This window comes from Variovorax sp. P5_A3 (assembly GCF_056400665.1).
This window is the reverse complement of record NZ_JBFUKW010000003.1, coordinates 189,458-215,859: the sequence shown is the minus strand read 5'-3', so window position 1 is coordinate 215,859 and position 26,402 is coordinate 189,458. Positions and strand designations below refer to the sequence as shown.

Sequence of the window (26,402 nt, the reverse complement as noted above, 5' to 3'; positions counted from 1 at the left end):
ATGCAATGATCACACTCAAGAACGTCATCCTGCGCCGCAGCGCCAAAGTGCTGCTCGACGGCGCCAGCGTCACCATCAACCCGGGCGAGAAAGTCGGGCTGGTGGGTCGCAACGGCGCGGGCAAGTCCACCCTTTTCGCACTGTTCAACGGCAGCCTGCATGAGGACGGCGGCGACTTCTCGCTGCCGAAGCAATGGCGCATGGCGCAGGTGGCGCAGAACATGCCCGAAACCGACGAGCCCGCGACCGACTTCGTGGTCGGCGGCGATACACGACTTGTCGAATTGCGCGAGGCGCTCGCCCTCGCCGAAGCCGGCCACACGGCCGACCCCGACGACCACGACATGGGCATGGCCCTCGCCCATGCCTACACCGACCTGGCCGACGCGGGCGAGCATGACGCCGTGCCGCGCGCACAGTCGCTCATCCTCGGTCTCGGATTCAAGGTCCACGAGCTCGACCAGCCCGTCAACAGCTTCTCGGGCGGCTGGCGCATGCGACTGCAACTCGCGCGCGCACTGATGTGCCCGAGCGACCTGCTGCTACTCGACGAACCCACCAACCACCTGGACCTGGACGCACTCGTCTGGCTCGAATCCTGGCTGCAGAAATACGCTGGGACAATGATCGTGATCAGCCATGACCGCGAATTCCTCGATGCCGTGACCGACGTGACGCTGCACATCGAGCACGCGAAGCTCACGCGCTACGGCGGCAACTACAGCGCTTTCGAAACCTTGCGCGCCCAGCAGATGGAACTGCAGCAGTCCGCCTTTGCGAAGCAACAGGACAAGATCGCCCATCTGCAGAAGTTCATCGACCGCTTCAAGGCCAAGGCCAGCAAGGCCAAGCAGGCACAAAGCCGGGTGAAGGCGCTGGAGCGGATGGAAAAGGTTGCGCCCCTGCTCGCCGAAGCGGATTTCAGCTTCGAGTTCAAGGAGCCGGGCAACATCCCGAATCCGATGCTCTCGATCAGCGATGCGAGCTTCGGCTACCGGATGGAGGACGAGGCGCCCAAGACCATCTTGCGCGGCGTCAACCGCTCTGTGCTGGCCGGCCAACGCATCGGCATCCTGGGCGCCAACGGCCAAGGCAAGTCCACGCTGGTCAAGACGATCGCCCGCGAGATGGGCGCGCTGGCCGGGACCGTCACCGAAGGCAAGGGCCTGAACATCGGCTACTTCGCGCAGCAGGAACTCGACGTGCTGCGTCCGCAGGACACACCGCTGGAGCACATGGTGCGCATGGCGCGCGAACTGGGCTCCACGGTCAAGGAGCGCACGGGCGAGCAGGACCTCCGGGGCTTCCTCGGCAGCTTCAACTTCAGCGGCGACATGGTGAAGCAGCCCGTCGGCACGATGAGCGGCGGCGAGAAGGCGCGCCTGGTGCTGGCCATGATGGTCTGGCAGAGGCCGAACCTGCTGCTGCTCGACGAGCCCACCAACCACCTGGACCTGGCCACGCGCGAGGCGCTCGCGGTAGCGCTCAACGAGTTCGAAGGCACGCTGATGCTGGTGAGTCACGACCGTGCACTGCTGCGCTCGGTTTGCGACGAGTTCTGGCTGGTCGGCCGGGGTGTGGTCGGCGATTTCGACGGCGACCTCGACGACTACCAGAAGTACCTGCTCGAGGAGGCTAAGCGTCTGCGCGAGGAGGCCAAGATCGCCACGCGTGATGCCGCGGCGGCCCAAGAGCCGGTCGCGCCGCCGGTCCAGGTTGCGACCGCACCGGCACCCCGTGCGCCGGAGCCGGCGCAATCAGGCAAGAACCAGCGCAAGCAGGACGCACAGGACCGGCAACAACGCAGCGAGCAGGCCAAGCCGCTCAAGCGGGAGCTCGCGCAGATCGACCAGCGCCTGGCCGCCGCTGCGGGCGAGAAGGCCTCCCTGGAAGAACGGCTGGCGCAGCCGCTCGCGGCGGCGGACATCGCCGAAGCGGGCAAGCGCCTGAAGGCACTGAACGACGAGATCGCTCAGCTCGAAGAGCGCTGGCTCGCGTTGTCCGACAAGCTCGAATCGCTCGCCGTTTGATAATGGGGCGGCATGCCCTCCGCCATCGAACTCGCCCAAGGCGATCCGGACCTCATCGCAGCCGTCCGGCGCAGTCGGCGGCTGCTCGGGCGCAAGGCGCTGATGGCGGCAGCCATCGGCGCGGTACCGATCCCCGGCATCGATTGGGCCGCCGACGCGGCTCTGCTGGCGCGTGTGATCCCGCAGATCAGCGCCCAATTCGGACTATCTGTTACCCAAGTTGATCGACTTGCGCCCTCCGAGCGGGAGCGCATAAGAAAAGCCGCGGCGACCGTGGGCGCACTCCTGGTCGGCAGGCTGGTAACGCGCGAACTGCTGATCAAGCTCGCCAGTCACGCCGGGGTTCGGATGACGGCCAAGCAGGCCACCAAGTACGTCCCGGTCGTTGGCCAGGCCATCTCCGCCACATTGAGCTATGCCGCCATGCGTGCGCTGGGCGAACTGCATATCAAGGACTGCGTTCAGGTGGCCCAGCGCCTTCGACATCTGCTGCCGCCGGCGTCGGCGAGCGGGACCCGGGTCGAATCGACGACGCCAAGACGCTCACGCATCGGCGGCGTCTGGCATCGCCTCAGGTTGCGCTGACGGGCGGATATCCATGACGACTGTTGGCCTACCACGACGCGAAGCGTATGTCGATTCAACGGACGGTGGATAATGTGACAACTCACACAGACCGAAAGGCTTGGGGTGAGTCCCTAGGGGTAAAGGTACGGATCACGCTAAGGTCCATTCCGCAGGATTGAAACCGGAGGAGCGGACAAGATGAACGAGACAGACCTTGCAGCATCGGTGGAACGGCTCATGGCCCGAGTCGATTACTACCTGCACTGCGAGTTGGACGAAGAGTACGACCATGACCGACCGGACACCGCGCGCCGGTTGCTGGAAGCGGCGTTGCGACAGGAATTGATCCGCGCAAGCGCCGTAGGTGTCGTCTCCGCCATCGCCGAATCGCGACATTCCGTCCTCGACGAGGATGAAAACGCGGGCCGATCCCGCAGCGCATAGAAAAAAGGCCGCATCAGCGGCCTTTTTTGTGCCCGACATTCCGGGACTTTCGTGCCCGTCGCTCGGGTTTGCACTGAGCATTTTGATTTCCATTAAAAACTATATTGGTTATCTTCAATAACCGAATCGGGCTCTCACGGGCTCGATTCATCAGGAGACAACCATGGTGCAAATCAAGTTGCCGGCCCTCCGGCCGACGATGGTGCTGATCGGTACAGCGGCGGTTCTCGCAGCGTGCGGCGGCGGTGGCGGCGGGGGCTTCGTGCTTCCGCCCGCCGCCGGAACTGGCGGCACGGGTGGCTCGACGACACCGCCGCCCGTCACTCCCCCGGCCACCACGACGCAGGCGCAGCCCGGCAAGCTGCTGTCCTGCGATGATCTCGCATCCAAGGCCGCATTGGCCGGCACCGTCTACACCTCAGTAAGCTCCGTGGCAGCCGGCGCGCTGACCGTCGCCGGCGTCAGCGCGCAGGTGCCGGCGCATTGCCTCGTGAAGGGCAAGATGAACGAGCGCACCAGCCCGGTCGACGGACAGACCTACGCGATCGGCTTCGAGATGCGCCTGCCGGTTGACTGGAACGGCCGCTTTTTCTACCAAGCCAACGGCGGCCTCGATGGCAGCGTCGTGACCGCGACCGGCGGCATCGGCGGAGGCGGTCCGCTCTCGACCGCTCTCCACTTGGGATTTGCGGTAATCAGCTCGGATGCCGGGCACCAGTCGCCGACGCCGAGCTTCGGCCTCGATCCCCAAGCGCGCCTGGACTACGGCTACAACGCCGTTGCCCAGCTCACGCCGATGGCCAAGAACCTGATCAGCAAGGCCTACGGTCGCGGGCCGGATCGCTCGTATCTGGGTGGCTGCTCCAACGGCGGCCGGCACGCGATGGTCGCGGCTTCACGCTACGCAGATCTGTACGACGGCATCCTCGCCGGCGATCCGGGCTTCAACCTGCCCAAGGCAGCCGTGGCGCAGCTCTACGGCGTGCAGCAATACGCCACGGTCACGACCGGCCTGACCGCCCAGAACAAGCCTGATCTGCAAACAGCGTTCACCCAGGCCGAACTCAACACCGTTGCCAAGGCTGTGGCAACGCGCTGTGACGCGCTCGACGGCCTGACTGACGGCATCGTCTCCGACGTGCCCCGGTGCAGGACGGCATTCAGCCTGGCCGCGGATGTTCCCTCCTGCTCGGGTGCGCGAGACGGCACCTGTCTGACCGACCAACAAAAGACTGTGCTGTCGAAGATCTTCGCCGGCGCCCGCGACAGCGCCGGCACCACGATCTACAGCACGTTCCCCTTCGACGCGGGCATCAATGGCGCCAACTGGCGCCAATGGAAATTCGCCAATTCGCAAGCCCTGGACACGGGTGCGGTAGGCTTCGTGTTCAGCTCCCCGCCCCTGGGCCCGAACCGGCCTTCCGGCATCGACTTCGCGCTGACTTTCAGCATGGACGCGGACGCGCCGAGCATCTACGCGGCGAGCGGCGCCTACGCCGAGTCGTCCATGACTTTCATGACACCGCCGAATCCGACGCAACTGAAGACGCTGCGCGACCGGGGCAGCAAGCTGATGGTCTACCACGGCACCAGCGACCCTGTGTTCTCCTCGGATGACACCGCCAACTGGTATGACGGACTGCGCGCGAACAACGGAGGCGACGCATCCAGCTTTGCGCGCTACTTCCCCGTGCCCGGCATGAACCATTGCGCCGGCGGCCCGGCGACGGACCAGTTCGACATGCTCACGCCGCTCGTCGCCTGGGTCGAGCAAGGCCAGGCCCCGGATTCGGTGAAGGCGACAGCCCGCGGCGCCGGATCCAATGTGGTCAATGCCGAACTGCCGGCCAGTTGGTCGGCCAACCGGACGCGACCGCTTTGCCCTTACCCAACGGTGGCGACCTACACCGGCAGCAATCCGGAAGACGCGTCGAGCTTCACCTGCAAGTAGCACGCGCCGAGTGATGCAGCGGCAGGGGATCTTGCCTCATGACGCCCTGCCGCCGCCCCGCTTTCTGGAGGCGCTGTCGCCCCAGGCCAAAGAGATCAGGCCGAAGATCAAGAGCCACACGACGCCAGAAAAAATTGCGCCGCCCCAATGCATGCCGGTGTCGCAATTGACGTCGAAGAACTTCGAGAGGCTGGGGCTTTTTTCGATGGCCAGCGTCGCAAACCGGGTCGGCAGGTAATACAGAAACTGCAGCCACTCCACGACATCGGTCACCGAAATGCGCCCATCCCTGTTGGTGTCGACGACGACCTCGAGTCTGTGGCACTGATCAGCGAATATGACCATCCTTCTCGCTCCGTAAGGGGATGGAGTGGATCATCCCATGCAATTGTCACGCGGCCATGGGGAGCAAAGAGTCAATGTCGGACTGCGTCGGCAGTTCGACGTTGATTTGGATCAGCAGGCCGGGACGTCTAGCTAGCTCGCCTCTCGCGCCTCGATGTCAACGCGCCGATTGGGCGCATTGCACGCAACGCGCGCCTGCCGGGAACCGCCAACGGGGCAGGAAACGACCGGCTCGGTGCTACTCGCCCCTTCGATCGCGATCTGATTGAACTTCAGGCCTTCCTCCACGAGCACGCGACGGACGGTCGCGGCGCGCTGCTCGGACAAAGCCTGATTGCTCGCGAACGAACCTATCGGATCGGCGTGCCCGCGCACAACCACGCGAGCGCCGACCGCCGAAGACTTTTCCTTGACGTCCGCGGCGACCTTCGCCAAGTCCGCGCGCCCCGTCGAAGTGATGGCCTGCGCATCCGCCCTGCCAAACTCGAAGAGCACATCCGCATTGACGGTGTAGCGCATCGCCGGCGCGGCGGCGACGCCTTCAGAGTGACAGGGAATGACCGTACTCGCTCGGCTGATGACATGACGTTGTTCACGGGCGCCTTCGAGCAGACGCTCAGCCTCTGCACGCCTGAGGGGCACTACCTCACCGAGGCCGCGGTCCGAGACAGACACGAAATAGGTCTTCCCGCCTTCGAGGTTGACTCGGGTCTTCGGCCGTTCCTTGCCTTCATAGAGGGGGGCGTCGCCCACATAGGCTTCGAGCGCATGGTCGCCTTCGCGCAGGCAAATTCGCGTAAAGCCGTGCGGCAGCAATGCGGTGTGGAACTCGCCATCGACGTACACGTGGGCGCCCTCGCCATCAGGCGGTGCGGCCTTGCGAAACAGGACCACTTGCGCTTGATCCTTGCTGACCGCAGGTACCGCGCCATAAAGTGGCCCCTCGTGAAGGACCGTGCGATTCGACAAGTCTTGCGCAACAACTGCTGGCGAGGCCAGCAAACACAGCACCGACAGCGTCGCGGCAGCGACGCCTCGGCCGAGGCGCGCACCCGGACCGGAAGTTTGGGGTATCGAAAATTGCATGAAAAAGCTCCCAACGCCCCCGGTGGGGCGCCGTTTGAAAAAGTTGAAAGAGATGTTTTCGAAAGTGCGCCCTATATCTGACGTGGCAGTTGGTCGACCGCCACGCCAGAGGAAAGGCTTACAGGATCGTGACCTGGACCTTGTTCTCGATCAGCAGTTCGGTGGTGCCGGCCAGGTTGGTGTAGACGTTGTAGGTCACACCAGCCACCTCGGTCGCACCTTCGCTGGCCCAGCCGTCCGCGCCGGCGTCGCCGCCGAGCAGGTCGACTTCGCCGTTCGCGCCGTTGACTACCATCTGCTTCTTGCCGTCAGCCAGCGCCAGGTCGGTCTGGCCGTTGGCCAACACATCCTTTGCGCCGAGAGTCAGCGTGTTGCCACCCGTGCCGAGGTCGAACTTCTCGACACCCTGCAGGCCCAGGGCGGACAGATCGATGTGCATGGGCGCCGCGTCGTCCGTGGTGTCGCCACCTTCCAGCGGACCCGTCTTGGTGCCGACGTCGTCCGTCACCACCAGGTCGCCGACCGCTTCCGGCTTTGCGGTATCGACCGCGAAGTTCCAGATGCCCGTCGCGTCGCTGGTCCGGCCGATCGCGTCGGTGGCCGTGGCCGTGATGTTGTGCGCGCCGTCCTTCAGATCGTCGGGGGGCGTGAAGCTCCAGTTGCCGTTGAGATCGGCCTGCGCCGTGCCCAGCAGGGTGACAGTGACGTTCTCCGGAGCTTCATCATCGTGCTCACCCTTGAGCAGATACTTGACGCCAGACTTGGCCTTTATCTTGACTGCCGAGTTCGCGTCTACGACTCGAGCGACATTCTTCACGCCATCACTCACGATGATGCTTGCTTTTTTGGACATTGATTCCCTGAAAACTATTTGTAATTGAGTACAAGATTTCGCATGGATGGCCGCGTGCGACTGCCCGCAATCCATCCAGCCTTCACACTCGACGCCAAGGCCGCTGCGCCGGGGGAGTCTCCTGATTGAATGGGCCCAGGCCTATAAGAATCGTCTTAAAGTAGTACTCGCGACCGGCTGTCTGGTCATCATGGTCATCAAAAAATCACGTTCGCACGACGGACGATGCGGCCGAGATGAGGCACAAAGTGCTGACAAAGTGCGCCAGCCGAACTCATTCGAGCCCGCGCCCGGGAACTCAAACCAGCTCGTGCGAAGTGGGCGCCCCCTGGGTGAAACCCTTGTTCGATGAGGCTGGTAAGTGGATATAGTAAATCGATTTAGTAAACCGATACATAACTGGAAATTGCCCTAAGTTCACCCAAGACAAGGAGACACGCCATGGTCCAGATCTCTCGGCGGCGCTTCGTGCAATCCACCGCCGCAGCCCTCCCCGCGCTGGCGGGCTTTCCTGGCATCGTGCGGGCGCAAGTGCCCATCTCGCTGCGCATGTCATCCTCCATGACGGCGGACGACAACGCCGCCCACTACGTCTGGTACCAGCGCTTCCAGGCCAATCTGAAGGCCGCGACGGGTGATGCCATCAAGCTGGACTACTTTCCGAACAACCAGTTGGGCAAGGAAAGCGATGTGGTCCAGCAGGTCAAGGTGGGTTCCATCGACATGATGGTGACGGGCTCCTCGATCTGGGCCACGGCGCTGCCCGAGATCGGCATGCTCGATCTGGGCTATGTGTTCGAGAGCTATGCGCATGCCGGCAAGGTGCTGGAAGGGACCGTCGGCACCACGCTCAACAGCATGCTGCAGCAGCGCGCCGGTTGCACCATCCTGACCTGGGCTTCGCACTTCGGCCCACGCAATGTCTACACCAAGGCGCAGGTCAGATCGCTAGCGGAGATAAAGGGCGTGAAGCTGCGCGTGCTGCCCACGCCCGCCTTCATCGAGACCTTCAAGATCATGGGAGCCATCCCCACGCCCATTCCCTTCGGCGAGCTCTACATGGCCGCGCAGACGGGCGTGGTGGACGGTTTCGAGCACGACGCCGGCACCGTCCTGGCCAGCAAGCTGTACGAGGTCACGAAGTCCTGCTGGCAGACCGAGCATCTCTTCAGCCCGATGGTGGTCGTGATCGGCAAGCGCGGGATGGACAAGATCCCTCCCGACGTTCGCGCCGGCTTCATGAAGGCAGTCGCCGAGGCGTCGGTGCAGCAGCGAGTGATTGCCAATGAAAAAGCTGTGTCGGCCATCGAGGAACTCAAGACGAAGGGCATGACCTTCTTTCCGATGGCGCCTGCCGAGCGGGCCACGGTGCGCAAGGAGATGGAAACCAAGCTTTGGGCGGACTTCGCCAGGCAATACCCCAGCACGGCGCCGCTGTTCGCGGCCATCGCCAACAACAAGACCTGATGGGGACGCCGAATCGGGAATCCTTCGATGTCCGCAGACCTTTCCGCCGCCCTGCCCCATCCGGCAGCACTGCCGGGCTGGGGCTTTCGCCACGACACACACCCCGGCCGTTTGCTCGCCCTGCTGACCCGCTACATCGAGTATCTGTCCGGCCTTGTGCTGGCGGTGGACGTGATGGTGGTGTTCCTGTCGGTGATCTATCGTTACGTCCTGCACGATCCGGTCGACTGGGCCGAGGAGGTCGCGCGGGCGCTGATGATCGTCCTGGTGTTCTTCGGCGCCGCGACGGTGCTTGCGCGCAGCCAGCATGTCGGCGTCGACCTCTTCCGACAGATGCTGCCCGAGCGCTGGCAGCCCGGGTTGATCCAGACGGCGCACTGGATCATCGCCGGCGTGTCCGCCAGCCTTCTCCTGACATCGATCCTGCTGCTCATCGACTCGTACAGCCAGACCACGTCGCTCGGCCTGCCGCAATGGCTGTACGTCTACCCCGTCGTGGCCGGCAGCTTGTTCATGACCTTGTTCGGCGTGGCCAACGCGGTCAACGGCCCGGCGCGTGTCGTTGTCGGCACCTTGACCGCAAGCGTGGTGCTGCTGGCCGGCGTGTTCGGCTGGAACGCGCTGATGCCTGCGCACAGCATTCCTCACGGCGTGCTGCTGGCGGCGGGGTTCGTCGCCAGCCTGGCGTTGGGCGTGCCCATCGGCTTCGTGCTGGCCTTTTCGTCACTGCTCTACTTTCTGTCCGATCCGTCATTGCCCATGCTGGTGTATGCACAGCAGGTGATGGCGGGCAGCGATCACTTCGTGCTGCTCGCCATTCCCTTCTTCGTGCTGGCGGGCCTGCTGATGGAATCCAACGGCATGTCGTCGCGCCTGATCGAACTGCTGCTGCGGATCTTCGGGCGCGTGCCTGGCGGCCTGGGCCTCATCACCATCACGGCGACCGCCTTCTTCTCGGGCGTGTCGGGGTCCAAGCTGGCCGACATCGCCGCGGTGGGCGGGATCGTGATGCCCGCGGTGCGGCGCACGCGACAGGATCCGAACGAGGCCGCAGGTCTGTTGGCGTCGACCGCCATCATGGCCGAGACAATCCCACCGTGCATCAACATGATCATCATGGGCTTCGTCGCGAACATATCGATCGCTGGCCTGTTCATGGCGGGACTCGTGCCGGCGGCGGTGATGGCGTTGGCGCTGGCCGTGCTGGCCGTCATCTTCGGCCGGAAAATCAATCCGGACGAAGCCTTCGCATCGCGCACGCCGCTCCTGAAGCTGCTCGGTGGCGCGCTGGTAGCGGTGGTCATGGTGGGGATGATCGGCAAGGGCGTGACCTCCGGCGTTGCCACTTCCACGGAAGTGTCGGCCTTCGCCGTGATCTACGCGCTCGTCGTGGGCAGCCTCGCGTTCCGCGAATTGAGCGTGAAGGCACTGGCGCGGCTCTTCGTCAAGTCGGCATCGATGGCGGGCAGCATCCTGTTCATCGTCGCGGCGGCGTCCAGCCTTTCCTTCGCGCTGACCATCGAGCAGATCCCGCAACTCGTGTCCGGCTCGATGATCGCCTTCGCGCACCAGTACGGCAGCGTGATGTTCATCCTGCTGTCGGTCCTGATGATGATCGTCTTCGGCGCCGTGCTCGAAGGCGCACCGGCGCTGATCATCTTCGGTCCGCTGCTCACACCCATCGCGCAGCAGCTCGGCATCAGCCCGCTGCACTTCGGGACGGTCATGGTGATCGCAATGGGCCTGGGCCTGTTCGCGCCGCCAATCGGCCTCGGGCTTTTCGCCACCTGCGCCCTCACCGGAACGCAGGTCAAGGATGTCGCGCGACCTATGATGAAGTACCTCGCCGTGCTGCTGGTGACCCTGGTGTTGCTGGTGCTCGTGCCTTCATTTTCCTTGTGGTTGCCCAGTCGACTGGGACTCTGATCGATACCAGGAAGTAGCGGATGACCACCATCCAGGACGTTGCCAGACACGCTGGCGTTTCGGTGAGCACCGTGTCGAATGTGCTCAACGGGCGCGCCGACCGGATGCGCGCGGAAACGCTCTCGCGCGTCGAATTTGCCATCGAGACGCTCGGATTCCGGCCCAACAAGCTCGCGCAGCAACTCAAGACGGGGCAGACGCCGCTCATCGGCCTGCTCGTACCGTCGATGACCAATCCCATGTACGGATTCATCGCCCGCGAGATCGAGAACGTGGCGCAGGAGCAGTTCGGCTACCGCCTGCTGATCGGCAGCACCTATCGCGACCGCGAGAAGGAGAGTGCCTTTTTCGAGGATCTCATGTCGCACGGCGTTCGGCGCGTCATCGTGATTTCCTCGCTCGCCGACGAGCGGCACTTCGAGTTGGCCGTCAAGAGCGGCATGACGGTCGTGAGCTACGACCGGGGCGCCACGCCCGGCAAGCGCTCGAACGTCGACCACGTCATGCCCGACAACTTCGAGGCGGCACGAATGGCAACTCAACACCTCATCGACAAGGGCCATCGGCAACTTGCGTTCGTCACCGTCGCCGGCATGACGATGAGCCGCAGCGCCAAGATCGACGGCTTCCAGGCTGCAACCGGAGCGGCTGGCCTCCAGCGCCATGCGCAAGTGATCGATGGCGGCCCCCTCGACGAATACGGCGACGCCGTGATCGCCGAGGTCGGCCGCGCCACGGCCCTGCAGATCGCGGGTTCGCCGCGCAGGCCGACCGGCATCGTTGCGCTCAACGACCTGATGGCGCTCGGCCTTATGGCCGGCTTGCGCGAAGCGGGCCTGGCCGTGCCGGCAGACGTCTCGGTCGTCGGCATCGATGGCCACTTTCTGTCGACGCTGTCCAATCCGATGCTGACCACGGTCGAACTGCCCGTGCGCCAGATGGCGCGCGCGATGGTGCAACGCGTCATGCGAGGGAGCCCTGACGACAGCGATGACGAGCGCACGCTCGTCTTCGCGCCGACGCAACTCGCAGAGCGCGAGTCGGTCGCGCCCCCGCCTTCAGGGTCCACGGCGCGACGCGCTTCCGCGAGCAGGGCCAAGGCCGAGAAAACGACGACATGACCACCGTCTTCGTCAGCCATCCGGCCGACAAGCTGGACCCGTATTTCGGCGACCGGGCCATCAAGGCGTTGTCGGCCATCGCCGAGGTGCGCTTCAATCCTCACGTCCGCGAGTTGTCGACGACGGAACTCATCGCCGCGGCGCAAGGTTGCGAGGCGATCATCGCGTATCGGCAGACCCCGGCGCCCGAAGCCGTGTTCAGGGATCTCCCCGGCCTGGCCGCGTTCCTGCGCTGCGCGGTGGACATCCGCACGATCGATGTCGCCGCAGCCAACGCGCACGGGGTACTCGTGACGCAGGCCAGCGCCGGCTACGTGCCGGCCGTGGCGGAATGGATCGTCGCGGCCATGATCGATCTGGGACGCGGCATCAGCCGCTATGCCGATGCCTATCACCGCGGCGAACCGCTGGCACCCTTCATGGGCCGCGAATTGCGCGGCTCGGCCTTGGGGGTGATCGGCTACGGTCAGATCGCGCAATACCTTTGCCGTTTGGCCGTGGCACTTGGCATGCGCGTGCTGGTGGCAACACCCGAGATCATCGAGCGAAAGGACGGCCTGGAGCAGGTCCCACTGCAATCCCTGCTGGCCGCATCGGACTTTGTCGTTTGCCTGGCTCCGGCCAACGCACAGACGGAGAACCTCATGGACGCAGCTGCCTTCGCGGCCATGCGACGCGGCGCGTTCTTCATCAACGCCTCGCGCGGGGAACTGATCGACGAAGCCGCGCTTCTCCACGCGCTGGAATCCGGCCACCTCGCCGGATGCGCCCTCGACGTAGGCCGTGCGCCCGACCAGATGCCGACGCCTTCGTTGGCCGTGCACCCGCGCGTGCTCGCGACTCCGCACATCGGCGGCCTGACCGAGCCGGCCACGGAGCACCAGGCCATGGAGACCGTAGCTCAACTCGCGACGCTGCAGAAAGGCGAGATTCCGACCGGTGCCGTCAATGCAGCCCACGCCACGCGGCTGGCGGCCTGGAGCCAACGCAACCTGGCGAGTTCGGCGCCGTCCAAGTGAGAACGCATCACGCGTCGACAACCGGGCCGAACTCTACGGCTTTCAAGGGCGGCAGGCCCGCCTGCATCGCGTGCGGAGTGAATCCAGGCGATCAGTCGACGAAATAGGCCTCCGGTGCCTGCTTGCGCAAGGCCGCGAGATGCTCGGTGATGTGATTGATGTGCGAGGCGACGCTGGCCCCCAGGCCCGCCACGTCGCGTGATGCCATCTGCGCCAGCATCTGTTCATGCTCCTGCAAGGCACGCTCGGCATGCCCGGCAACATGGCCGAGCAGCAGCCAGCGCACGCGGTCGAATTGCCGCTTGATCGGTTCGAGCATGGTCCAGATGTGCTCGCGGCCTGCAAACTCGAAGAGCCGGCGGTGCATCAGCTCGTCCAGTTCCGAAAAGCGGTCGATCTCGCCGCCGTCGACCGCACTGCGCTGGCGCGCCACGATCTGCCCGAACTCCTTGAGCTGCTCCGGCGTGATGCTCTGGGCAAGCTGCACGTGGTTGGCGCATTCGAGCGTGCTGCGCACGAATCGGCCTTCCTCGAGGAGCGACATACGCACAGGCGCCACGATCGTGCCCACCTGGCGGTAGATCAGGACCATCTGTTCTTCGGCGAGCTGGGCGAGCGCCTCGCGCACCGGCGTGCGGCTGACATCGATCAGCTTCGAGATCGTGGCCTCGGACAGCGCCGTCCGTGGGGGCAAGGCGCCACGAACGATGGCGTCGCGCAGTTGGTCATGGACCTGCGCGGTATAGGACCGCTCAGGATCGAGCCTGAAGCCGTTGAGCGCGGCGACCAGCGGCCCTTCGGCTCGCAGCGTGTCGGTCTTGAGCGGATCGTTGGCGGGGGGACGAGGCATGTCTTGGCTGTCAGGCAAAATCGATGGTGCCATGGTAGAGCACAGACGAATTCCTAATCATCAGGGTTTCCCCGCTCTTTTAAGGGTTGTTTGCTTCCTTAAACTTGCCGAACGCCGCTTACTACCATGGTACTGTGGTGAATCACGGAGACCCGTTGTCCATGTCCCTCCCATCCAGTTCGATCGAAAAGCGGTTGTCGCAACACACGCTGCTTCAAATCGAGGGACGTTCGGCGTTGCCTGCCTACGACCGATCGCAACTCGCCACTGGCATCGTGCATCTGGGTCTGGGTGCCTTTCACCGCGCCCACCAAGCCGTTTACACCGAATCGGTTGTCGCCCAGGGAGACCGCCGCTGGGGCATCGTCGGCGTCAGCCTGCGCGATTCCGGCGTCGCCGACACGCTGGCGGCGCAGGACCATCTCTATTCGGTGACGGAGCGCCATGGTGACGAGGCTCGGACCCGGGTGGTCGGCGTGTTGCGCGCGGCCCTGTTTGCGCCACGGCAACTGGACAAGGTGATCGGCGCCCTCGCCGACCCGGCGACGAGCATCGTCAGCACCACCGTCACCGAGAAGGGCTACAGCCAGCACCCGGGCAGCGCCGACCTCGATCTGGACGACCCCGCCGTCCGCCACGATATTGCGAATCCTGAAGCGCCCCGCACCACCCTGGGCGTGCTGGCTGCCGGGATTCGCCGCCGCCCTGCCGATGCGCCGCTGACCCTCGTGTGCTGCGACAACATGGCCGGCAACGGCGACACGCTGCGCAAATTGCTGACGCAGTACGCCGAGCAGTTCGATGTACCGCTTGCACGTCGCATCCAGACGCAGATGGGTTGCCCCAACAGCATGGTTGACCGCATAGTGCCCGCGGCGACGGCGGACTCGCTCGCCTGGGCATCTGCCCGGCTCGGCCTGCGCGACGAAGCCGCGATCGTCTGCGAGCCCTTCACGCAATGGGTGATCGAAGACCGCTTTGCCGGGCCCCGCCCAGCCTGGGAAGATGCTGGCGCCCTGTTGACCGACGACGTCCGTCCCTACCAGGCGATGAAGCTTCGTCTGCTGAACGGCACGCATTCGGCCATCGCCTATGCCGGCCAGCTTCGCGGACTGGACAGCGTGTCCGACGCCATGGCTGATCCACTGGTCGGTGGCTTCGCGCGGCGCCTGATGCTGGAGGACCTTCGCGCCACCGTCGTCGCGCCCGCCGGCTACGACGTGCTGGCCTATTGCCATGAACTCCTGCGCCGGTTCGAGAATCCCTCGCTCGCCCATCGCACCCAGCAGATCGCCATGGACGGCACGCAGAAGGTGCCAGTGCGCTGGCTGCCCGCGCTGCGCGAAAGCGGCGCCGCCGGCGTGGAGCGCCCGATGCTGGAGCGCGCCCTCGCCGGTTGGCTTCACTACCTCGCGCGAGGCCGCAGCGACAGGGGCGCACCCCTGACGATCAGCGACCCCGGCGCCGAAGCGCTGGCCTCACGCCTGCGTTCAGCCGCCAGCGACAACGATGCCATCCATGCCGCGCTCGGGCACGAAGCAGTCTTCGGCCATGAACCCTGGCCGCCTGCCTTGGCCGCCCGCTTGGCACGGCATCTGTCGACGCTTCGCCAAGGCGGCATGGCGGCGCTGCTCGCTGGCTGACCGGCATCGACACCCGCATCCGCATCCGCATCCGCACCTGAATCTCGCACCCGACCGATCACTCGACAAACCAACGGAGACCTTTCAATGACCTTCGCGCCTACCCGCCGCCAATTCGGCACCACCATCGCCGCTGCCGGCATGGCCGTCGCACTGCCCACGCGATTCGCCTTCGCACAAAGCGAGATCAAGCTCAAGTACGGCACCGCGTTTCCGGCGGACCATCCGGGCACCTTGCGCATCAAGGAAGCGGCCGAGGCGATCCGCAAGGACACGGGCGGCAAGGTCGACCTGCAGGTCTATCCGACCAGCCAGCTCGGCAGCGAGCCGGACATGATCTCGCAGGTGCGCGCCGGGGCCATCGACATCATGTCCACCGCCGGCACCAATCTTCAGACGCTCGTGCCGACGGCCGGCATCAACGGCGTCGCCTTCGCCTTCAAGGACTATGACGTCGTGTGGGCCGCGATGGACGGCGACCTGGGTGCCTACGTCCGGGCCGCGCTGGCCAAGGTCAACCTGTATGCCTATGACAAGTGCCTAGACAACGGCTATCGCAACATCACGTCGGCCACCAAGGCCATCGCCACGCCGGCGGACCTGAAGGGATTCAAGATCCGCGTGCCGGGCATCCCGATCTGGATCTCGATGTTCAAGGCGCTGGGCGCATCGCCCACGGCGATTCCGTTCGGCGAGCTCTACTCTTCGCTACAGACCAAGGTGGTCGACGGCCAGGAAAACCCGCTCGCCCTGATCCAGAGCGCCAAGCTCTACGAAGTGCAGAAATACTGCGCGCTGACGGCGCACACCTGGGACGGCCACTTCATCTTCGGCAACGCGAAGAAGCTGCAGGCCTTGCCGAAGGAGGTGCAGGAGTCCCTGTCGAAGAACCTCAACGCCGCAGCCCTGAAGCAGCGCGAGGACATCGCCAAGCTCAACGCCGATGCGCAGGCCCAACTGACCAAGCTGGGCGTGACCTTCAACAAGCCCGACTCGGCGCCCTTCCGCGACATGCTCAAGACCTCGGGCTTCTATACCGAGTGGAAGGGAAAGTACGGCGACGAGGCCTGGGCGAAGCTCGAGAAGTACTCGGGCAAGCTCGTCTGACGTCTGCAAGCACCAAGACCGTTCAGGAGCGCGCCATGCAGTCCACCGTCGATCCGCTCGACATCGTCCCGGCCGCCACGTCGAACTGGTTCGACCGCGTGCTGGCGTGGGTGACCGAAGTGCCGGCCGCCGCCATCGTGGTGGCCGAGATACTGATCCTCGGCGGCGGCGCGTTCGCGCGCTATGCGCTGCACGAGCCGCTCACCTGGACCGATGAACTCGCCAGCATCCTCTTCCTTTGGCTGGCAATGCTCGGCTCGTGCATCGCGCTGCGTCGCGCCGCGCACATGCACCTGACAACCTTCATCAAGGACCTGCCCGCCAACAAGCGCGCATGGGTCGATGCATTCGGCATGTGCCTGGTGGTCGGCTTCCTGCTGATGCTCGCCGGGCCGGCCTGGGAACACTGGCACGAGGAGATGGAGGTCTCGACGCCCGTGCTGGGCCTGAGCGAAGGATGGCGTGCGGGTGCGGTGTGCGCGGGCGCTTTCCTGATGCTCGTGACCGCCGTCGCGCGGCTGGTCGAGCACGCGACCTGGAAGCAGATCGCAGTGTGTGCAGGCACCGTGGCGATCTTCGGCGGAGCCCTGTGGTTGCTGTCGCCGGTGCTCGCGACGCTCGGCAACATCAACCTGATCATCTTCTTCCTGCTGATGCTGGTCGGATGCATCGTGATCGGCGTGCCGATCGCCTTCGCCTTCGGACTGGCGACGATGTGCTACTTGACTTTCTCGACTTCGACACCGATGTCGCTGATGCCCAACCGCATGCAGGAAGGCATGTCGCACCTGATCCTGCTGGCGGTGCCGCTGTTCGTGTTCCTCGGTTCGCTGATCGAGATGACCGGCCTGGCACGCGCCATGATCAATTTCCTGGTCAGCCTGATCGGCCATGTGCGGGGCGGCCTGCAGTACGTGCTGCTGGGTGCGATGTACATCGTCTCGGGCATCTCGGGTGCCAAGGCTGCCGACATGGCGGCCGTGGCCCCTGCCCTGTTCCCCGAGATGAAGAAGCGCGGCAGCAAGGACGGCGACCTCATCGGCCTGCTCTCGGCTTCCGGCGCCATGTCGGAGACCATCCCGCCAAGCATTGTGCTGATCACCGTCGGATCGGTGACCGGGGTTTCGATCACCTCGCTCTTCGTCGGTGGCCTGATGCCGGCGGTGGTCGGCCTCGTGCTGATGGCGATCGTGGTCTGGTGGCAGACGCGACGCGAAGACATGTCCGGCGTCACCAAGGCATCGCGCCGGCAGATCGGCAAGCTCCTGCTGGTGGCACTGCCCGCGCTCGCGTTGCCGGTGATCATCCGCACCGCCGTGGTCGAGGGCGTCGCAACGGCCACCGAGGTCTCGACCATCGGCATCTTCTATACCGTGCTGGCGGGCCTGTTCATCTACCGGCAGTTCGACTGGCGCCGCATCTATCCAATGCTGCTCGACACGGCCTCGTTGTCGGGTGCGATCCTGCTCATCGTCGGATGCGCCACCGCGATGGCCTGGGCGCTGACGCAGTCGGGCTTTGCGCAAGACCTCGTGAAGATCATGACCGCCGTCCCGGGCGGCAAGATGGGTTTCCTGCTGGTCTCGGCACTGGCCTTCGTGGTGCTCGGCAGCCTGCTCGAAGGTATTCCGGCCATCGTGCTGTTCGGGCCCCTGCTGTTCCCGATCGCAAAGCTGGTCGGCGTCAACGAGGTGCACTACGCGATGGTCGTCATCTTCGCGATGGGACTCGGACTCTTCGCACCGCCCTTCGGCGTCGGCTTCTACGCCGCCTGCGCCATCGGACGCGTGTCGCCCGACGTCGCCATGCCGCGCGTGTGGCCCCACATGGCGGCGCTCTTCGTCGCCCTGCTTCTACTGGTCTTCGTGCCCTGGTTCTCAATCGGCTTCCTGTAGCCGAAGGCCATCAACTGCCCTGCGAACGGCATCTCGCCCCTACCGCTCATTCCTCCTGGAGATTGAATTGAAGATCGAACGCATCCAGACCATCGTCACCTGCCCGGGCCGTAACTTCGTCACCGTGAAGATCGTCACCGACGACGGGGTTGTCGGACTCGGGGACGCCACGCTCAATGGCCGTGAGCTCGCTGTCAAGGCCTACCTCGACGAACACGTGTTCCCCTGCCTGATCGGGCGCGATCCGCGCAACATCGAGGACATCTGGCAGTACCTCTACCGAGGTGCCTACTGGCGGCGCGGCCCCGTGACCATGACCGCCATCGCGGCCATCGACATGGCCCTCTGGGACATCAAGGGAAAACTGGCCGGGATGCCGGTCTACCAGTTGCTCGGCGGCAAGAGTCGCGACGGCCTCATGGTGTACGGCCACGCCAACGGTCGCGACCATGCCGAGGCCATCGAGGAAGTGCAAAAGCACAAGGAGGAAGGCTTCAAGGCCATCCGCGTGCAGTCCGGCGTGCCCGGGCTTGAAAAGACCTACGGCGTCGGCAAGACCAAGGGCTTCTACGAGCCCGCCGAAAAAGGTCTCCCGCCCGAAGAACCCTGGGACACCTCGCTCTACCTTCGCCACACGCCCGAACTGTTCCGCAAGGTGCGCGAAGCGATCGGATTCGACACACACCTGCTGCACGATGCGCACCATCGCCTCACGCCGATCGAGGCCGGCCGCCTCGGCAAGGAACTCGAACCGTACAGCCTGTTCTGGATCGAGGACGCGACGCCGGCCGAGAACCAGGAGGCCTTTCGCCTGATCCGCCAGCACACCACGACGCCGTTGGCGATCGGCGAGGTCTTCAACTCGATCTGGGACTGCAAGGACCTCATCAGCGAGCAGTTGATCGATTACATCCGTTCGACCATCACGCACGCCGGCGGCATCACGCATGTGCGCCGCATCGCCGACTTCGCGGCCATGTACCAGGTGCGCACCGGCTTCCACGGCGCGACGGACCTGTCGCCGGTGTGCATGGCGGCGGCCGTGAACTTCGGCTTGTGGGTGCCCAACTTCGGCATCCAGGAACTGATGCCGCACAGCCCGCTGACCGACGAGGTGTTCCCGCACAACTACCGCTACGAAGACGGCTACCTGGTCATGGACGAGGTACCGGGCCTCGGCGTCGACATCGACGAAGAGCTTGCGGCGAAGTATCCCTACGAGCGGGCCTACCTGCCGGTCGCACGGCTGCGTGACGGCTCGATGTGGAACTGGTAGCCGCCCGCTCCGGGCCTTCCCAACAGCGTACGAAACACAAGGAATCCATCATGCTCAGCGTCGTCGTCGATCAACCCAACAGCATGGCCGTCGTCGAACGGCCCATGCCCGAGCCCGCGGCCGGCGAGGTGCGCGTGCGCGTGCGCTTCGCGGGCATCTGCGGCTCCGACATGCACATCTTCCACGGACAGAATCCGTTCGTCTCGTATCCGCGAATCATCGGCCACGAGTTCGTCGGCCGCATCGAATCGGTCGGCGCGGGCGTGAGCGCGTCGCGCATCGGCGAGACGGTGGTGGTCGATCCCGTGATCAGCTGCGGCCAGTGCCATGCATGCCTCATCGGGCGGCAGAACGTGTGCAGCCGCCTGCAGGTGATCGGCGTGCATCGCGACGGTGGCTTCAGCCAGTACGCCTGCGCGCCGGAAAAGAATGCCTATGTGGTGCCGAAGGGCCTGGCCGATGCCAGCGCATCAGTGATCGAACCCTTCGCGGTGGCGGCGAACGTCACCAGCCGCACTGGCGTTTTCCCGAGCGATGTCGCGCTGATCTATGGCGCCGGGCCGGTCGGCCTCAACCTGATGCAGGTGCTCAAGCGGGTCTACGGCATTCGCGCCTTCATCACCGATCACTTCGACGAGCGCCTGGCCTTGGCGCTGCAATGCGGCGCGGCGGAAGACGAGATCATCAACACCACACGAGAATCCTTGCCCGAAGCGCTGGTCAAGCGCGGCGTCGAAGGCGGCCCGACCCTGATCTATGACGCCGTTTGCCATCCGTCGATCATCGAAGAGGCAATTCGCATCGCCGCGCCGGCGGGGCGTATCGGCGTGCTCGGCTTCTCGTCGACGCCTTCCGCGATCCCACAGCAGGAGCTGACGAAAAAGGAGCTGACGCTCTACGCCTCGCGCCTGAACTGCGCGATGTTCCCGACGGTGATCGACTGGATCACGCGCGGGCTGGTCGATCCCGGCCGCATCATCAGCCACAAGGTCGACTTCCGCGACGTCGCGGGCGCCTTCGACATTGCGGAGCGCAATCCGCGCTACAGCTGCAAGGTGCTGCTGGACTTCGGCGTCGATGCGTGAGCGCAAGTCCAGGTGGCGTTGATAGTCGGCGCGGCCAACCGTGCAGACATCCGGCGCCACAATGTGGCAAGGAACGACACCCTCGTCGTTCCTCGAACAGGAGTGAACATGACGCGCCCGTCCAGTGAACAGGCAAGCGCTTCGGCGACTTCGATTCTGACCCAGGCCCTCCAATGGAAAGACGCCGGTGACGAGGTCGCCCTTGCCACCATCGTGAAGGCCTGGTCGACCGCGCCCAGACGTGCGGGAGCCCAGATGGCTGTCCGTCGTGATGGGACGACCGTCGGCACGCTATTCGGCCCTGGCGTCGACGCGCAGATCGCTTCGGCTGCCGTCGAAGCGCTCGCAGGCGGAGCCGACAAGACGATCAGCGTCGCGATCGACGACGCCACAGCCTCGACCGCCGGAATGGCGTGCGGAGGCGACATGCAAATTCGCTTCGAACCCCTGCGCGGCGGGCCCGGGGGCCAGGTCGAAGTCCTGCGCAAGTCGATCGATGCACTGAAGAGCCGGCGAAGCGTCGTGTTGTGCACCCGGCTGTCGGACGGTCGTCGGTCCCTGATCCCGGTCGACGATCCGGGCGCAGACCCATGGGCGGCCGAGGCTGTTCGGCGTGCAGCGGCGGACGATACGGCCATGAGCGAAATCGACGGCGACGACGTGCTGTTTCAGGTGTTCAACGCCCCGCTTCGACTCTACGTGGTGGGCGCCGTGCGTACGGCGCGCGCGTTGCTCGCTGCGGCGCAGTTGATCGGCTTCGAAGTGACGATCGTCGACTCGAGAGAGGCGGCGGCAAAGGCATTCGATTTCACCGGCGCAAGTTTGCGGGTCGGTGACGTCGCGGTCTCCTTGCGCGAAGCGCAGCTCGATGCCCGGTGCGCCGTGGTGATGCTGGCGCACGCGCCCGAGATCGACGACCCGGCCATCATCGAGGCCCTTGGAAGCAACGCGTTCTACGTGGGCGCGCTCGGGAGCAGGAAGTCGCACGCCGCGCGCCTGGTGCGCCTCGCTGAAGCGGGCGTCTCGCCCGTAGTCGCGCAAAGGATCCATGGGCCTGCAGGACTGGCAATCGGTGCCATCGGCCCGGCCGAGATCGCCGCGTCGATCGTGGCTGAGATGATCGCGGTGCTCCGGGGCGCGAAGCCCTCTACTTGATCTCGATGGATTCGGCCGGCGCGTCGAATCCCGCATGCCGCACGAACGCCTCGACCCGTTGCCGCGGCATTTCCATCCGGTTCACGTTCGCGTCCTTGTCGCCGTATCCCATGGCCATGCCGCAGACGGTGAGTTCGTCCGGCCGCATTCGCAGGTGCCGCGCGATGACTGCATGGAATGGCGCAAAGGAAACCTGCGGGCAGGTGTCGATGCCTCTCGACTTCGCCACGATCATCACGCTCTGGATGTACAGGCCGAGGTCCAGCCAGCTATGGGCGTTCAGGCGCGCGTCGATGCTGAAGATCAGCCCCACGGGCGCGCCGAAGAAGCTGTAGTTGCGTTCGGTCTGGGCCGCGCGGGCGGCGGCATCTTGCCGGTCGATGCCCAGCGCGCCGTAGTAGCGCACGGCAAAGTCAGCCTGGTGGGTGCAGCACGCGCCCGGCAGCGGGTCGGGGAAATGCGATGGCCGCGGAAAGTCGCCTCGTCGAAAGGCCGTCACGAGGTCGACGCTCAATGCCCTCAGCGGCGCTCCCGCCAGCACATGGACATTCCAGGGCTGCGTGTTGGAGTTGCTCGGCGCGGTGGTCGCCACCTGCAGGATGTCCAGTACCGCATCTCGCGGCAACGGGTCCGGGCGATAGGCGCGCACCGATCTGCGCGACCGAAGAACGTCGTCCACGCAACGACTCGTGTCCGTCTGCGGCAATGCGAATTGCTGCTGCTTCACGCTGTCTCCTCAGTCCTGGGGCGAAGGATGGTAGGCGATCCGCCCTGCCGGAAGGAAGAACAACGCGATGACGGCGCCCCCCTTCGCTTCCGGATAGTGATGGCTTCCGGGCGCGGGCGCGGTCCAGCCGGCTTCGCACCAGCCGTTGGGTCCGTTGAGTGCGGCGCCGGCATCCAGGGGCACGACCATGTTGAACTCCCCATAGGGATGCGCATGGTACTGGCCGCGATAGCTGTCGTCGGCATTGCCCTGGGTGTTGCCAGTGCTGTCCATGTAAACCGCCGTGATGCTGAAGTAGCGCGTGCGCTCCGACGGTTCCGCGATGCGACTGCGGCGATAGATGGGGCCGTCGAGTTCGGCGTTCGCGGCCCAGCCGTCGTGGACGCCTTGCTTCACCAGGCGCGCGAGTGTCCGGTACAGCTCGCTGTCCGGTCCGTACTTCCGGTTCAGCCAACGCTCCGTCTCGGTGCCGGCCGTCATGTCCTGCACCTCTTCGAGAAAGGGGATGCTGCGCTCGATCAGCGCTGTGCGGTCTGTGTTCGACTCGTCTTTCATCATGGGTCTCCTGGTCATTCCTCTGAACGAAAACCGGAGGCGCGAACCACCGGCCCCCAGGATTCCCGGTCGCGGCGGATCAATCCGGCGTATTCGCGCGGCGCCAGCGTGCCGGGCTCGAGGCCGACCTGCTCGAAGGCCGCGATCAGGGCTGCGTCCTTGCTGGCGGCCACGATGGATTCATGGAGAGCCTGCACGGTCGCTTCGGGCGTTCCGGGTGGCGCGAAGACGCCGTAGGTCTCGGCGCCCCGGATTCCAGCGAACCCCTGCTCGATGAAAGTGGGTACGCCGGGCATGAAGCGGGATCGCTTCTCGCTCGTGACGCCGATGATCCGGATCCTTCCCTGCTGCATGTACGGAAGGAAGTCCGCCACGAATCCCAGGTACGCCGGGATCTGGGCGCCCACCAGGTCCTGCATCGCGGGCGCTGAGCCGCGATAGCCGATGTGCTGCAGTTTCAGGCCGGCCGCTTCCGAGAGTTGATAGCCCAGGAAGTGAGCCATGGAGCCGGCTGCCGGCGATGCATAGGTAGCGCTGCCGGGCGAGCGGCGCACCCACGCCACATAGTCCTGCAGGTTCCTGACTGAAGCCGGCACCGCGCCGCTCACCGCGAGGGCGCAGGTCGCGGTCACCAGCGGCGAGATGGGAACGAAGTCATTCACCGGGTCGTACATCAGACGCGCATAGACATGCGGATAAATCGTCAGCGCGGAGGTCTGCGTGCACAGCAGCGTGCTCGCATCGGGACGCTCGCGCTTGAGCTGACTGCTCGCGACACGGCCGGCCGCGCCCACGCGGTTGTCGACGATGTAGGAGCGTCCCTGCTTGCGCCAGGCTTCGGCCAACTGGCGCGCGGTGGTGTCGAGCGTGCCCCCGGCGGGATAGCCGACCAGCAGCTTGCCAGTGGCCCCGCCTTGCGCCAGCGCGGGCGGCAGACCGCTTGCGAACGGAACACTCAAGGCCAGGCGCGTGAACGCGCGGCGGGAAAGTCGTGAGGAGTCCATGCTTGCCTTTGCTTCATTGACGCCGGTGGCGTGTGTGTGGATGCATCGAATGATCGGCGTCCGTCGAGTTGAATGGAACTGATGTCTTTGCAAGAGGACAATGCATCCGGTTCAACTCACGGAGACGCCCAATGAGCATCGGCCGCATGGATCTCAACCTCCTGAAAGTGTTCGATGCGGTCTACGAAGACCGCAACCTCGTGCTCGCGGGGCGACGACTGAACCTGAGCCAGTCGGCCGTGAGCCATGCACTCACGCGACTGCGCGAACTGGTCGGCGACGAACTGTTCCTGCGTACCGGCAAGGGCATGGCGCCTACAGGCCGCGCGCTGGCGATGGCGCCCGTGCTGCGCGATGCGCTGCGCCGCATCGAGGCCACGCTGGGCGTGGAGCCGTTCTCGCCGGCGCAGTCTTCACGACGCTTCGTGATCGCGGCGAACGACCATGTCACCGCAGTCATCGTCGCGCCGCTCTCGCGCGAGTTGCAGAAGGCAGCGCCGGGCGTGGACCTGGTGATCCGGCCCTCCACGCGCCTGGACCTGGCCGAGCAGATCGATCTCGGACGCATCGACCTGGCGATCGGCATCTTCTCGCAGGTGCCGGCGCGACTGAACACACGCACGCTCATGTCACAGGGCGAAGTCATCCTGATGCGCAAGGGTCATCCCGCCTCGCGCCGCAAGCTGCAGGTGAAAGACCTGGCGCGCTATCCGCTGGTGACCATCTCGGTCGGCGGCCAGGAAGAAGGCGCGGTCGACGGCTTCATCCTCGAGCGGGGCCTTGCGCGCCAGTCGGAGATGTTCGACCGGCACGCGCTCGAAGAAGCGCTGCAGGACACCGGGCAGCCGCCGCGACTGCGCGTGACCGTGCCGCATTCGCTGGCCATTCCTGCGCTGCTGCGCGCAAGCGACATGCTGTCGATCGTGCCGGCCTCGCTGGCGCAGGCGCTCACGCGAGGCGGCAGCGAACTGCTGTTGCGCCAGCCGCCGTACCGTGCCGGCCGGTCGACCACACGCGCTGTCTGGCATCGGCGCAACGACCACGACGCCGGGCACGCATGGCTTCGCGACAGCGTGGCCGCGGTTGCCGACGCGACGGGCGGCATAGTTGGCGAAGGCGCGTGACCGGTCGAGGCGCGCGCAGCCGGACAGGGTTTCTGTGGGTCTGCGCCACGGACCTCCGGTGATACGCTGCACCGCGATCCAACCAACCTGAAAAGCCAGAGACAACATGCGCACCCCACGGACCCTGTCGACCGCACGCCACACCTTGCTCGGACTCGCCGCCCTCGCGGCATTGACCAGCGCCGCACAGGCCGACGTGCTCGACGATGTCAAGGCGCATGGCGTACTCAAGTGCGGCGTCACGCTGGCCGCTCCGGGCTTCTCGGCCGAGGACAACGCCGGGAAGCGCGAAGGCTTCGACGTCGACCTGTGCAAGGCCATCGCCGCCTCGACGCTCGGCGACGAGACAAAGATCCAGCTCGTGCCGATGGATCTCAAGACCGCCTTCGCCGGCCTGCCGACCGGCGCGGTCGACGTGCTCACGCACCGCTTCACCTGGACGCAAAGCCGTGACGTGAGCGGCCTCAAGTTCCCGAAGGTGATGTTCTTCGACGGCCAGGGCTTCGCCGTCACCACCAAGTCGAAGGCCACCAAGATCGCCGACCTGAACAACGCCACCATCTGCACCGCGCAGGGCAGCACGTCGGAGCTCATCGTGGCCGACTACTTTCGTGCGCACAAGCTCAAGTACAAGATCGTGACCTTCGCTTCGCAGGAGCAGGCCTGGGACGCCTTCGTCGGCAAGCGCTGCGACGCGGCCATCAACGACCGCTCGGGCCTGGCCGCGCGCCTGGCCAAGCTGCCGAACCGCGACGAGTTCAAGGTGCTGGCCGAGACGGTTTCCAACGAACCCATCGGCCCGATCGTGGCGCAAGGGCAACCGCGCTGGGAAGCCGTCGTGCGCTTCACCTTGAACGCCCTGGTGGCGGCCGAGGAACTCGGCATCACGCAGGCCAACGTCGACGAGCAACGCAACTCGCAGAGCCCCGACGTGCAGCGCCTGCTGGGCACCACGGGCGACTTCGGCGTCAAGCTCGGCCTCAACGCCGACTGGGCCTACAAGGCCGTCAAGGCCGTGGGCAACTATGGCGACGTGTGGGACCGCAACGTCGGCCCGAAGACCGCCCTGCGCCTGGACCGCGGCCGCAATGCGCTGGTGGCCAATGGTGGCCTGATGATGGCGATCCCGGTTCGTTGATCGAAGGGGTAGAGGGCGCACCGCGCGCCCTGTT

General features: G+C 65.3%; 23 protein-coding genes. 16 read left to right on the top strand and 7 right to left on the bottom strand.

Annotated features, from left to right (window positions below; translation table 11 throughout):
* The first annotated feature begins 5 nt into the window (after positions 1-5).
* The 4 genes from AC1D3B_RS06400 (at position 6) to AC1D3B_RS06385 (ending at position 4,992) form a co-directional block, all read left to right on the top strand.
* Positions 6-2,030, top strand: coding sequence for an ABC-F family ATP-binding cassette domain-containing protein (locus tag AC1D3B_RS06400; RefSeq protein WP_478189822.1), 2,025 nt, complete (start codon positions 6-8; stop codon positions 2,028-2,030).
* 12 nt (positions 2,031-2,042) lie between these two features.
* Positions 2,043-2,615: a hypothetical protein gene (locus AC1D3B_RS06395; protein ID WP_478189821.1), complete on the top strand. Its 573-nt coding sequence runs from the start codon at positions 2,043-2,045 to the stop codon at positions 2,613-2,615.
* Between the two features lie 180 nt (positions 2,616-2,795).
* Positions 2,796-3,041, top strand: a complete 246-nt coding sequence (locus AC1D3B_RS06390; protein ID WP_478189820.1) for a hypothetical protein — start codon at positions 2,796-2,798, stop codon at positions 3,039-3,041.
* 163 nt (positions 3,042-3,204) lie between these two features.
* Entirely contained in the window at positions 3,205-4,992 is a 1,788-nt protein-coding gene (locus AC1D3B_RS06385; RefSeq protein WP_478189819.1) for a tannase/feruloyl esterase family alpha/beta hydrolase, read from the top strand.
* A gap of 36 nt (positions 4,993-5,028) precedes the next feature.
* Here AC1D3B_RS06385 and AC1D3B_RS06380 read toward each other — a convergent pair whose 3' ends face one another.
* The 3 genes from AC1D3B_RS06380 to AC1D3B_RS06370 form a co-directional block, all read right to left on the bottom strand.
* Positions 5,029-5,337 carry a hypothetical protein gene (locus AC1D3B_RS06380; RefSeq protein WP_478189818.1) on the bottom strand — a complete coding sequence of 103 codons (309 nt, stop codon included), beginning with the start codon at positions 5,335-5,337 and terminating at the stop codon, positions 5,029-5,031.
* Between the two features lie 132 nt (positions 5,338-5,469).
* Complete coding sequence (locus AC1D3B_RS06375) at positions 5,470-6,339, bottom strand: OmpA family protein (protein ID WP_478189817.1); 870 nt, start codon at positions 6,337-6,339, stop codon at positions 5,470-5,472.
* 202 nt (positions 6,340-6,541) lie between these two features.
* Positions 6,542-7,276, bottom strand: a complete 735-nt coding sequence (locus AC1D3B_RS06370; RefSeq protein WP_478189816.1) for an Ig-like domain-containing protein — start codon at positions 7,274-7,276, stop codon at positions 6,542-6,544.
* A gap of 441 nt (positions 7,277-7,717) precedes the next feature.
* Between AC1D3B_RS06370 and AC1D3B_RS06365 the strand changes: the two genes are divergently transcribed.
* Genes AC1D3B_RS06365 through AC1D3B_RS06350 form a run of 4 tightly spaced genes read left to right on the top strand, consistent with a single transcriptional unit; the run spans position 7,718 to position 12,809 of the window.
* Complete coding sequence (locus AC1D3B_RS06365; protein ID WP_478189815.1) at positions 7,718-8,743, top strand: TRAP transporter substrate-binding protein; 1,026 nt, start codon at positions 7,718-7,720, stop codon at positions 8,741-8,743.
* Positions 8,744-8,770: 27 nt separating this feature from the next.
* Positions 8,771-10,669 carry a TRAP transporter large permease gene (locus AC1D3B_RS06360; protein ID WP_478189814.1) on the top strand — a complete coding sequence of 633 codons (1,899 nt, stop codon included), beginning with the start codon at positions 8,771-8,773 and terminating at the stop codon, positions 10,667-10,669.
* 20 nt (positions 10,670-10,689) lie between these two features.
* On the top strand, positions 10,690-11,790 hold the full coding sequence (locus tag AC1D3B_RS06355) for a LacI family DNA-binding transcriptional regulator (protein ID WP_478189813.1): 1,101 nt from the start codon (positions 10,690-10,692) through the stop codon (positions 11,788-11,790).
* Positions 11,787-12,809, top strand: coding sequence for an NAD(P)-dependent oxidoreductase (locus AC1D3B_RS06350; protein ID WP_478189812.1), 1,023 nt, complete (start codon positions 11,787-11,789; stop codon positions 12,807-12,809). Before AC1D3B_RS06355 ends, AC1D3B_RS06350 begins: the two co-directional genes overlap by 4 nt.
* 91 nt (positions 12,810-12,900) lie before the next feature.
* On the opposite strand, the gene AC1D3B_RS06345 is transcribed toward AC1D3B_RS06350, so the two are convergent.
* Positions 12,901-13,659 (bottom strand): GntR family transcriptional regulator, encoded by a 759-nt coding sequence (locus AC1D3B_RS06345; RefSeq protein WP_478189811.1) that lies wholly within the window; start codon positions 13,657-13,659, stop codon positions 12,901-12,903.
* 161 nt (positions 13,660-13,820) lie between these two features.
* Here AC1D3B_RS06345 and AC1D3B_RS06340 point away from each other — a divergent pair, with 161 nt between their 5' ends.
* From AC1D3B_RS06340 to AC1D3B_RS06315, 6 genes are all read left to right on the top strand, one after another.
* On the top strand, positions 13,821-15,302 hold the full coding sequence (locus AC1D3B_RS06340; protein WP_478189810.1) for a mannitol dehydrogenase family protein: 1,482 nt from the start codon (positions 13,821-13,823) through the stop codon (positions 15,300-15,302).
* 87 nt (positions 15,303-15,389) lie between these two features.
* Positions 15,390-16,409 (top strand): TRAP transporter substrate-binding protein, encoded by a 1,020-nt coding sequence (locus AC1D3B_RS06335; RefSeq protein WP_478189809.1) that lies wholly within the window; start codon positions 15,390-15,392, stop codon positions 16,407-16,409.
* A gap of 35 nt (positions 16,410-16,444) precedes the next feature.
* A complete protein-coding gene (locus AC1D3B_RS06330) occupies positions 16,445-18,304 on the top strand; it encodes a TRAP transporter large permease (protein ID WP_478189808.1) in 1,860 nt (619 codons plus the stop codon).
* A 67-nt stretch (positions 18,305-18,371) separates the two neighbouring features.
* On the top strand, positions 18,372-19,580 hold the full coding sequence (manD, locus tag AC1D3B_RS06325; RefSeq protein WP_478189807.1) for a D-mannonate dehydratase ManD: 1,209 nt from the start codon (positions 18,372-18,374) through the stop codon (positions 19,578-19,580).
* Between the two features lie 50 nt (positions 19,581-19,630).
* A complete protein-coding gene (locus tag AC1D3B_RS06320; protein ID WP_478189806.1) occupies positions 19,631-20,665 on the top strand; it encodes a Zn-dependent oxidoreductase in 1,035 nt (344 codons plus the stop codon).
* 108 nt (positions 20,666-20,773) lie between these two features.
* Positions 20,774-21,820 (top strand): XdhC family protein, encoded by a 1,047-nt coding sequence (locus AC1D3B_RS06315; RefSeq protein WP_478189805.1) that lies wholly within the window; start codon positions 20,774-20,776, stop codon positions 21,818-21,820.
* On the opposite strand, the gene AC1D3B_RS06310 is transcribed toward AC1D3B_RS06315, so the two are convergent.
* From AC1D3B_RS06310 to AC1D3B_RS06300, 3 genes are read right to left on the bottom strand one after another with little or no spacing between them, the layout of a single operon-like run.
* Positions 21,813-22,547 (bottom strand): nitroreductase, encoded by a 735-nt coding sequence (locus tag AC1D3B_RS06310; RefSeq protein WP_478189804.1) that lies wholly within the window; start codon positions 22,545-22,547, stop codon positions 21,813-21,815. The genes AC1D3B_RS06315 and AC1D3B_RS06310 overlap by 8 nt on opposite strands.
* A 9-nt stretch (positions 22,548-22,556) precedes the next feature.
* Positions 22,557-23,102, bottom strand: coding sequence for a 4-hydroxylaminobenzoate lyase (locus AC1D3B_RS06305; protein WP_478189803.1), 546 nt, complete (start codon positions 23,100-23,102; stop codon positions 22,557-22,559).
* A gap of 14 nt (positions 23,103-23,116) precedes the next feature.
* Positions 23,117-24,106, bottom strand: a complete 990-nt coding sequence (locus AC1D3B_RS06300) for a tripartite tricarboxylate transporter substrate-binding protein (protein WP_478189802.1) — start codon at positions 24,104-24,106, stop codon at positions 23,117-23,119.
* 131 nt (positions 24,107-24,237) lie between these two features.
* Here AC1D3B_RS06300 and AC1D3B_RS06295 point away from each other — a divergent pair, with 131 nt between their 5' ends.
* Positions 24,238-25,230: a LysR family transcriptional regulator gene (locus AC1D3B_RS06295; RefSeq protein WP_478189801.1), complete on the top strand. Its 993-nt coding sequence runs from the start codon at positions 24,238-24,240 to the stop codon at positions 25,228-25,230.
* Positions 25,231-25,336: 106 nt separating this feature from the next.
* A complete protein-coding gene (locus AC1D3B_RS06290; RefSeq protein WP_478189800.1) occupies positions 25,337-26,368 on the top strand; it encodes an amino acid ABC transporter substrate-binding protein in 1,032 nt (343 codons plus the stop codon).
* The last annotated feature ends 34 nt before the right edge of the window (positions 26,369-26,402 follow it).

Coding starts and splice junctions, on each gene's coding strand:
- AC1D3B_RS06300 (WP_478189802.1), bottom strand. CDS start 24,106: ATGGACTCCTCACGACTTTCCCGCCGCGCGTTCACGCGCCTGGCCTTG.
- AC1D3B_RS06360 (WP_478189814.1), top strand. CDS start 8,771: ATGTCCGCAGACCTTTCCGCCGCCCTGCCCCATCCGGCAGCACTGCCG.
- AC1D3B_RS06330 (WP_478189808.1), top strand. CDS start 16,445: ATGCAGTCCACCGTCGATCCGCTCGACATCGTCCCGGCCGCCACGTCG.
- AC1D3B_RS06350 (WP_478189812.1), top strand. CDS start 11,787: ATGACCACCGTCTTCGTCAGCCATCCGGCCGACAAGCTGGACCCGTAT.
- AC1D3B_RS06335 (WP_478189809.1), top strand. CDS start 15,390: ATGACCTTCGCGCCTACCCGCCGCCAATTCGGCACCACCATCGCCGCT.
- AC1D3B_RS06345 (WP_478189811.1), bottom strand. CDS start 13,659: ATGCCTCGTCCCCCCGCCAACGATCCGCTCAAGACCGACACGCTGCGA.
- AC1D3B_RS06320 (WP_478189806.1), top strand. CDS start 19,631: ATGCTCAGCGTCGTCGTCGATCAACCCAACAGCATGGCCGTCGTCGAA.
- AC1D3B_RS06340 (WP_478189810.1), top strand. CDS start 13,821: ATGTCCCTCCCATCCAGTTCGATCGAAAAGCGGTTGTCGCAACACACG.
- AC1D3B_RS06315 (WP_478189805.1), top strand. CDS start 20,774: ATGACGCGCCCGTCCAGTGAACAGGCAAGCGCTTCGGCGACTTCGATT.
- AC1D3B_RS06370 (WP_478189816.1), bottom strand. CDS start 7,276: ATGTCCAAAAAAGCAAGCATCATCGTGAGTGATGGCGTGAAGAATGTC.
- AC1D3B_RS06305 (WP_478189803.1), bottom strand. CDS start 23,102: ATGAAAGACGAGTCGAACACAGACCGCACAGCGCTGATCGAGCGCAGC.
- AC1D3B_RS06295 (WP_478189801.1), top strand. CDS start 24,238: ATGAGCATCGGCCGCATGGATCTCAACCTCCTGAAAGTGTTCGATGCG.
- AC1D3B_RS06385 (WP_478189819.1), top strand. CDS start 3,205: ATGGTGCAAATCAAGTTGCCGGCCCTCCGGCCGACGATGGTGCTGATC.
- AC1D3B_RS06395 (WP_478189821.1), top strand. CDS start 2,043: ATGCCCTCCGCCATCGAACTCGCCCAAGGCGATCCGGACCTCATCGCA.
- AC1D3B_RS06390 (WP_478189820.1), top strand. CDS start 2,796: ATGAACGAGACAGACCTTGCAGCATCGGTGGAACGGCTCATGGCCCGA.
- AC1D3B_RS06290 (WP_478189800.1), top strand. CDS start 25,337: ATGCGCACCCCACGGACCCTGTCGACCGCACGCCACACCTTGCTCGGA.
- AC1D3B_RS06380 (WP_478189818.1), bottom strand. CDS start 5,337: ATGGTCATATTCGCTGATCAGTGCCACAGACTCGAGGTCGTCGTCGAC.
- AC1D3B_RS06355 (WP_478189813.1), top strand. CDS start 10,690: ATGACCACCATCCAGGACGTTGCCAGACACGCTGGCGTTTCGGTGAGC.
- AC1D3B_RS06365 (WP_478189815.1), top strand. CDS start 7,718: ATGGTCCAGATCTCTCGGCGGCGCTTCGTGCAATCCACCGCCGCAGCC.
- AC1D3B_RS06400 (WP_478189822.1), top strand. CDS start 6: ATGATCACACTCAAGAACGTCATCCTGCGCCGCAGCGCCAAAGTGCTG.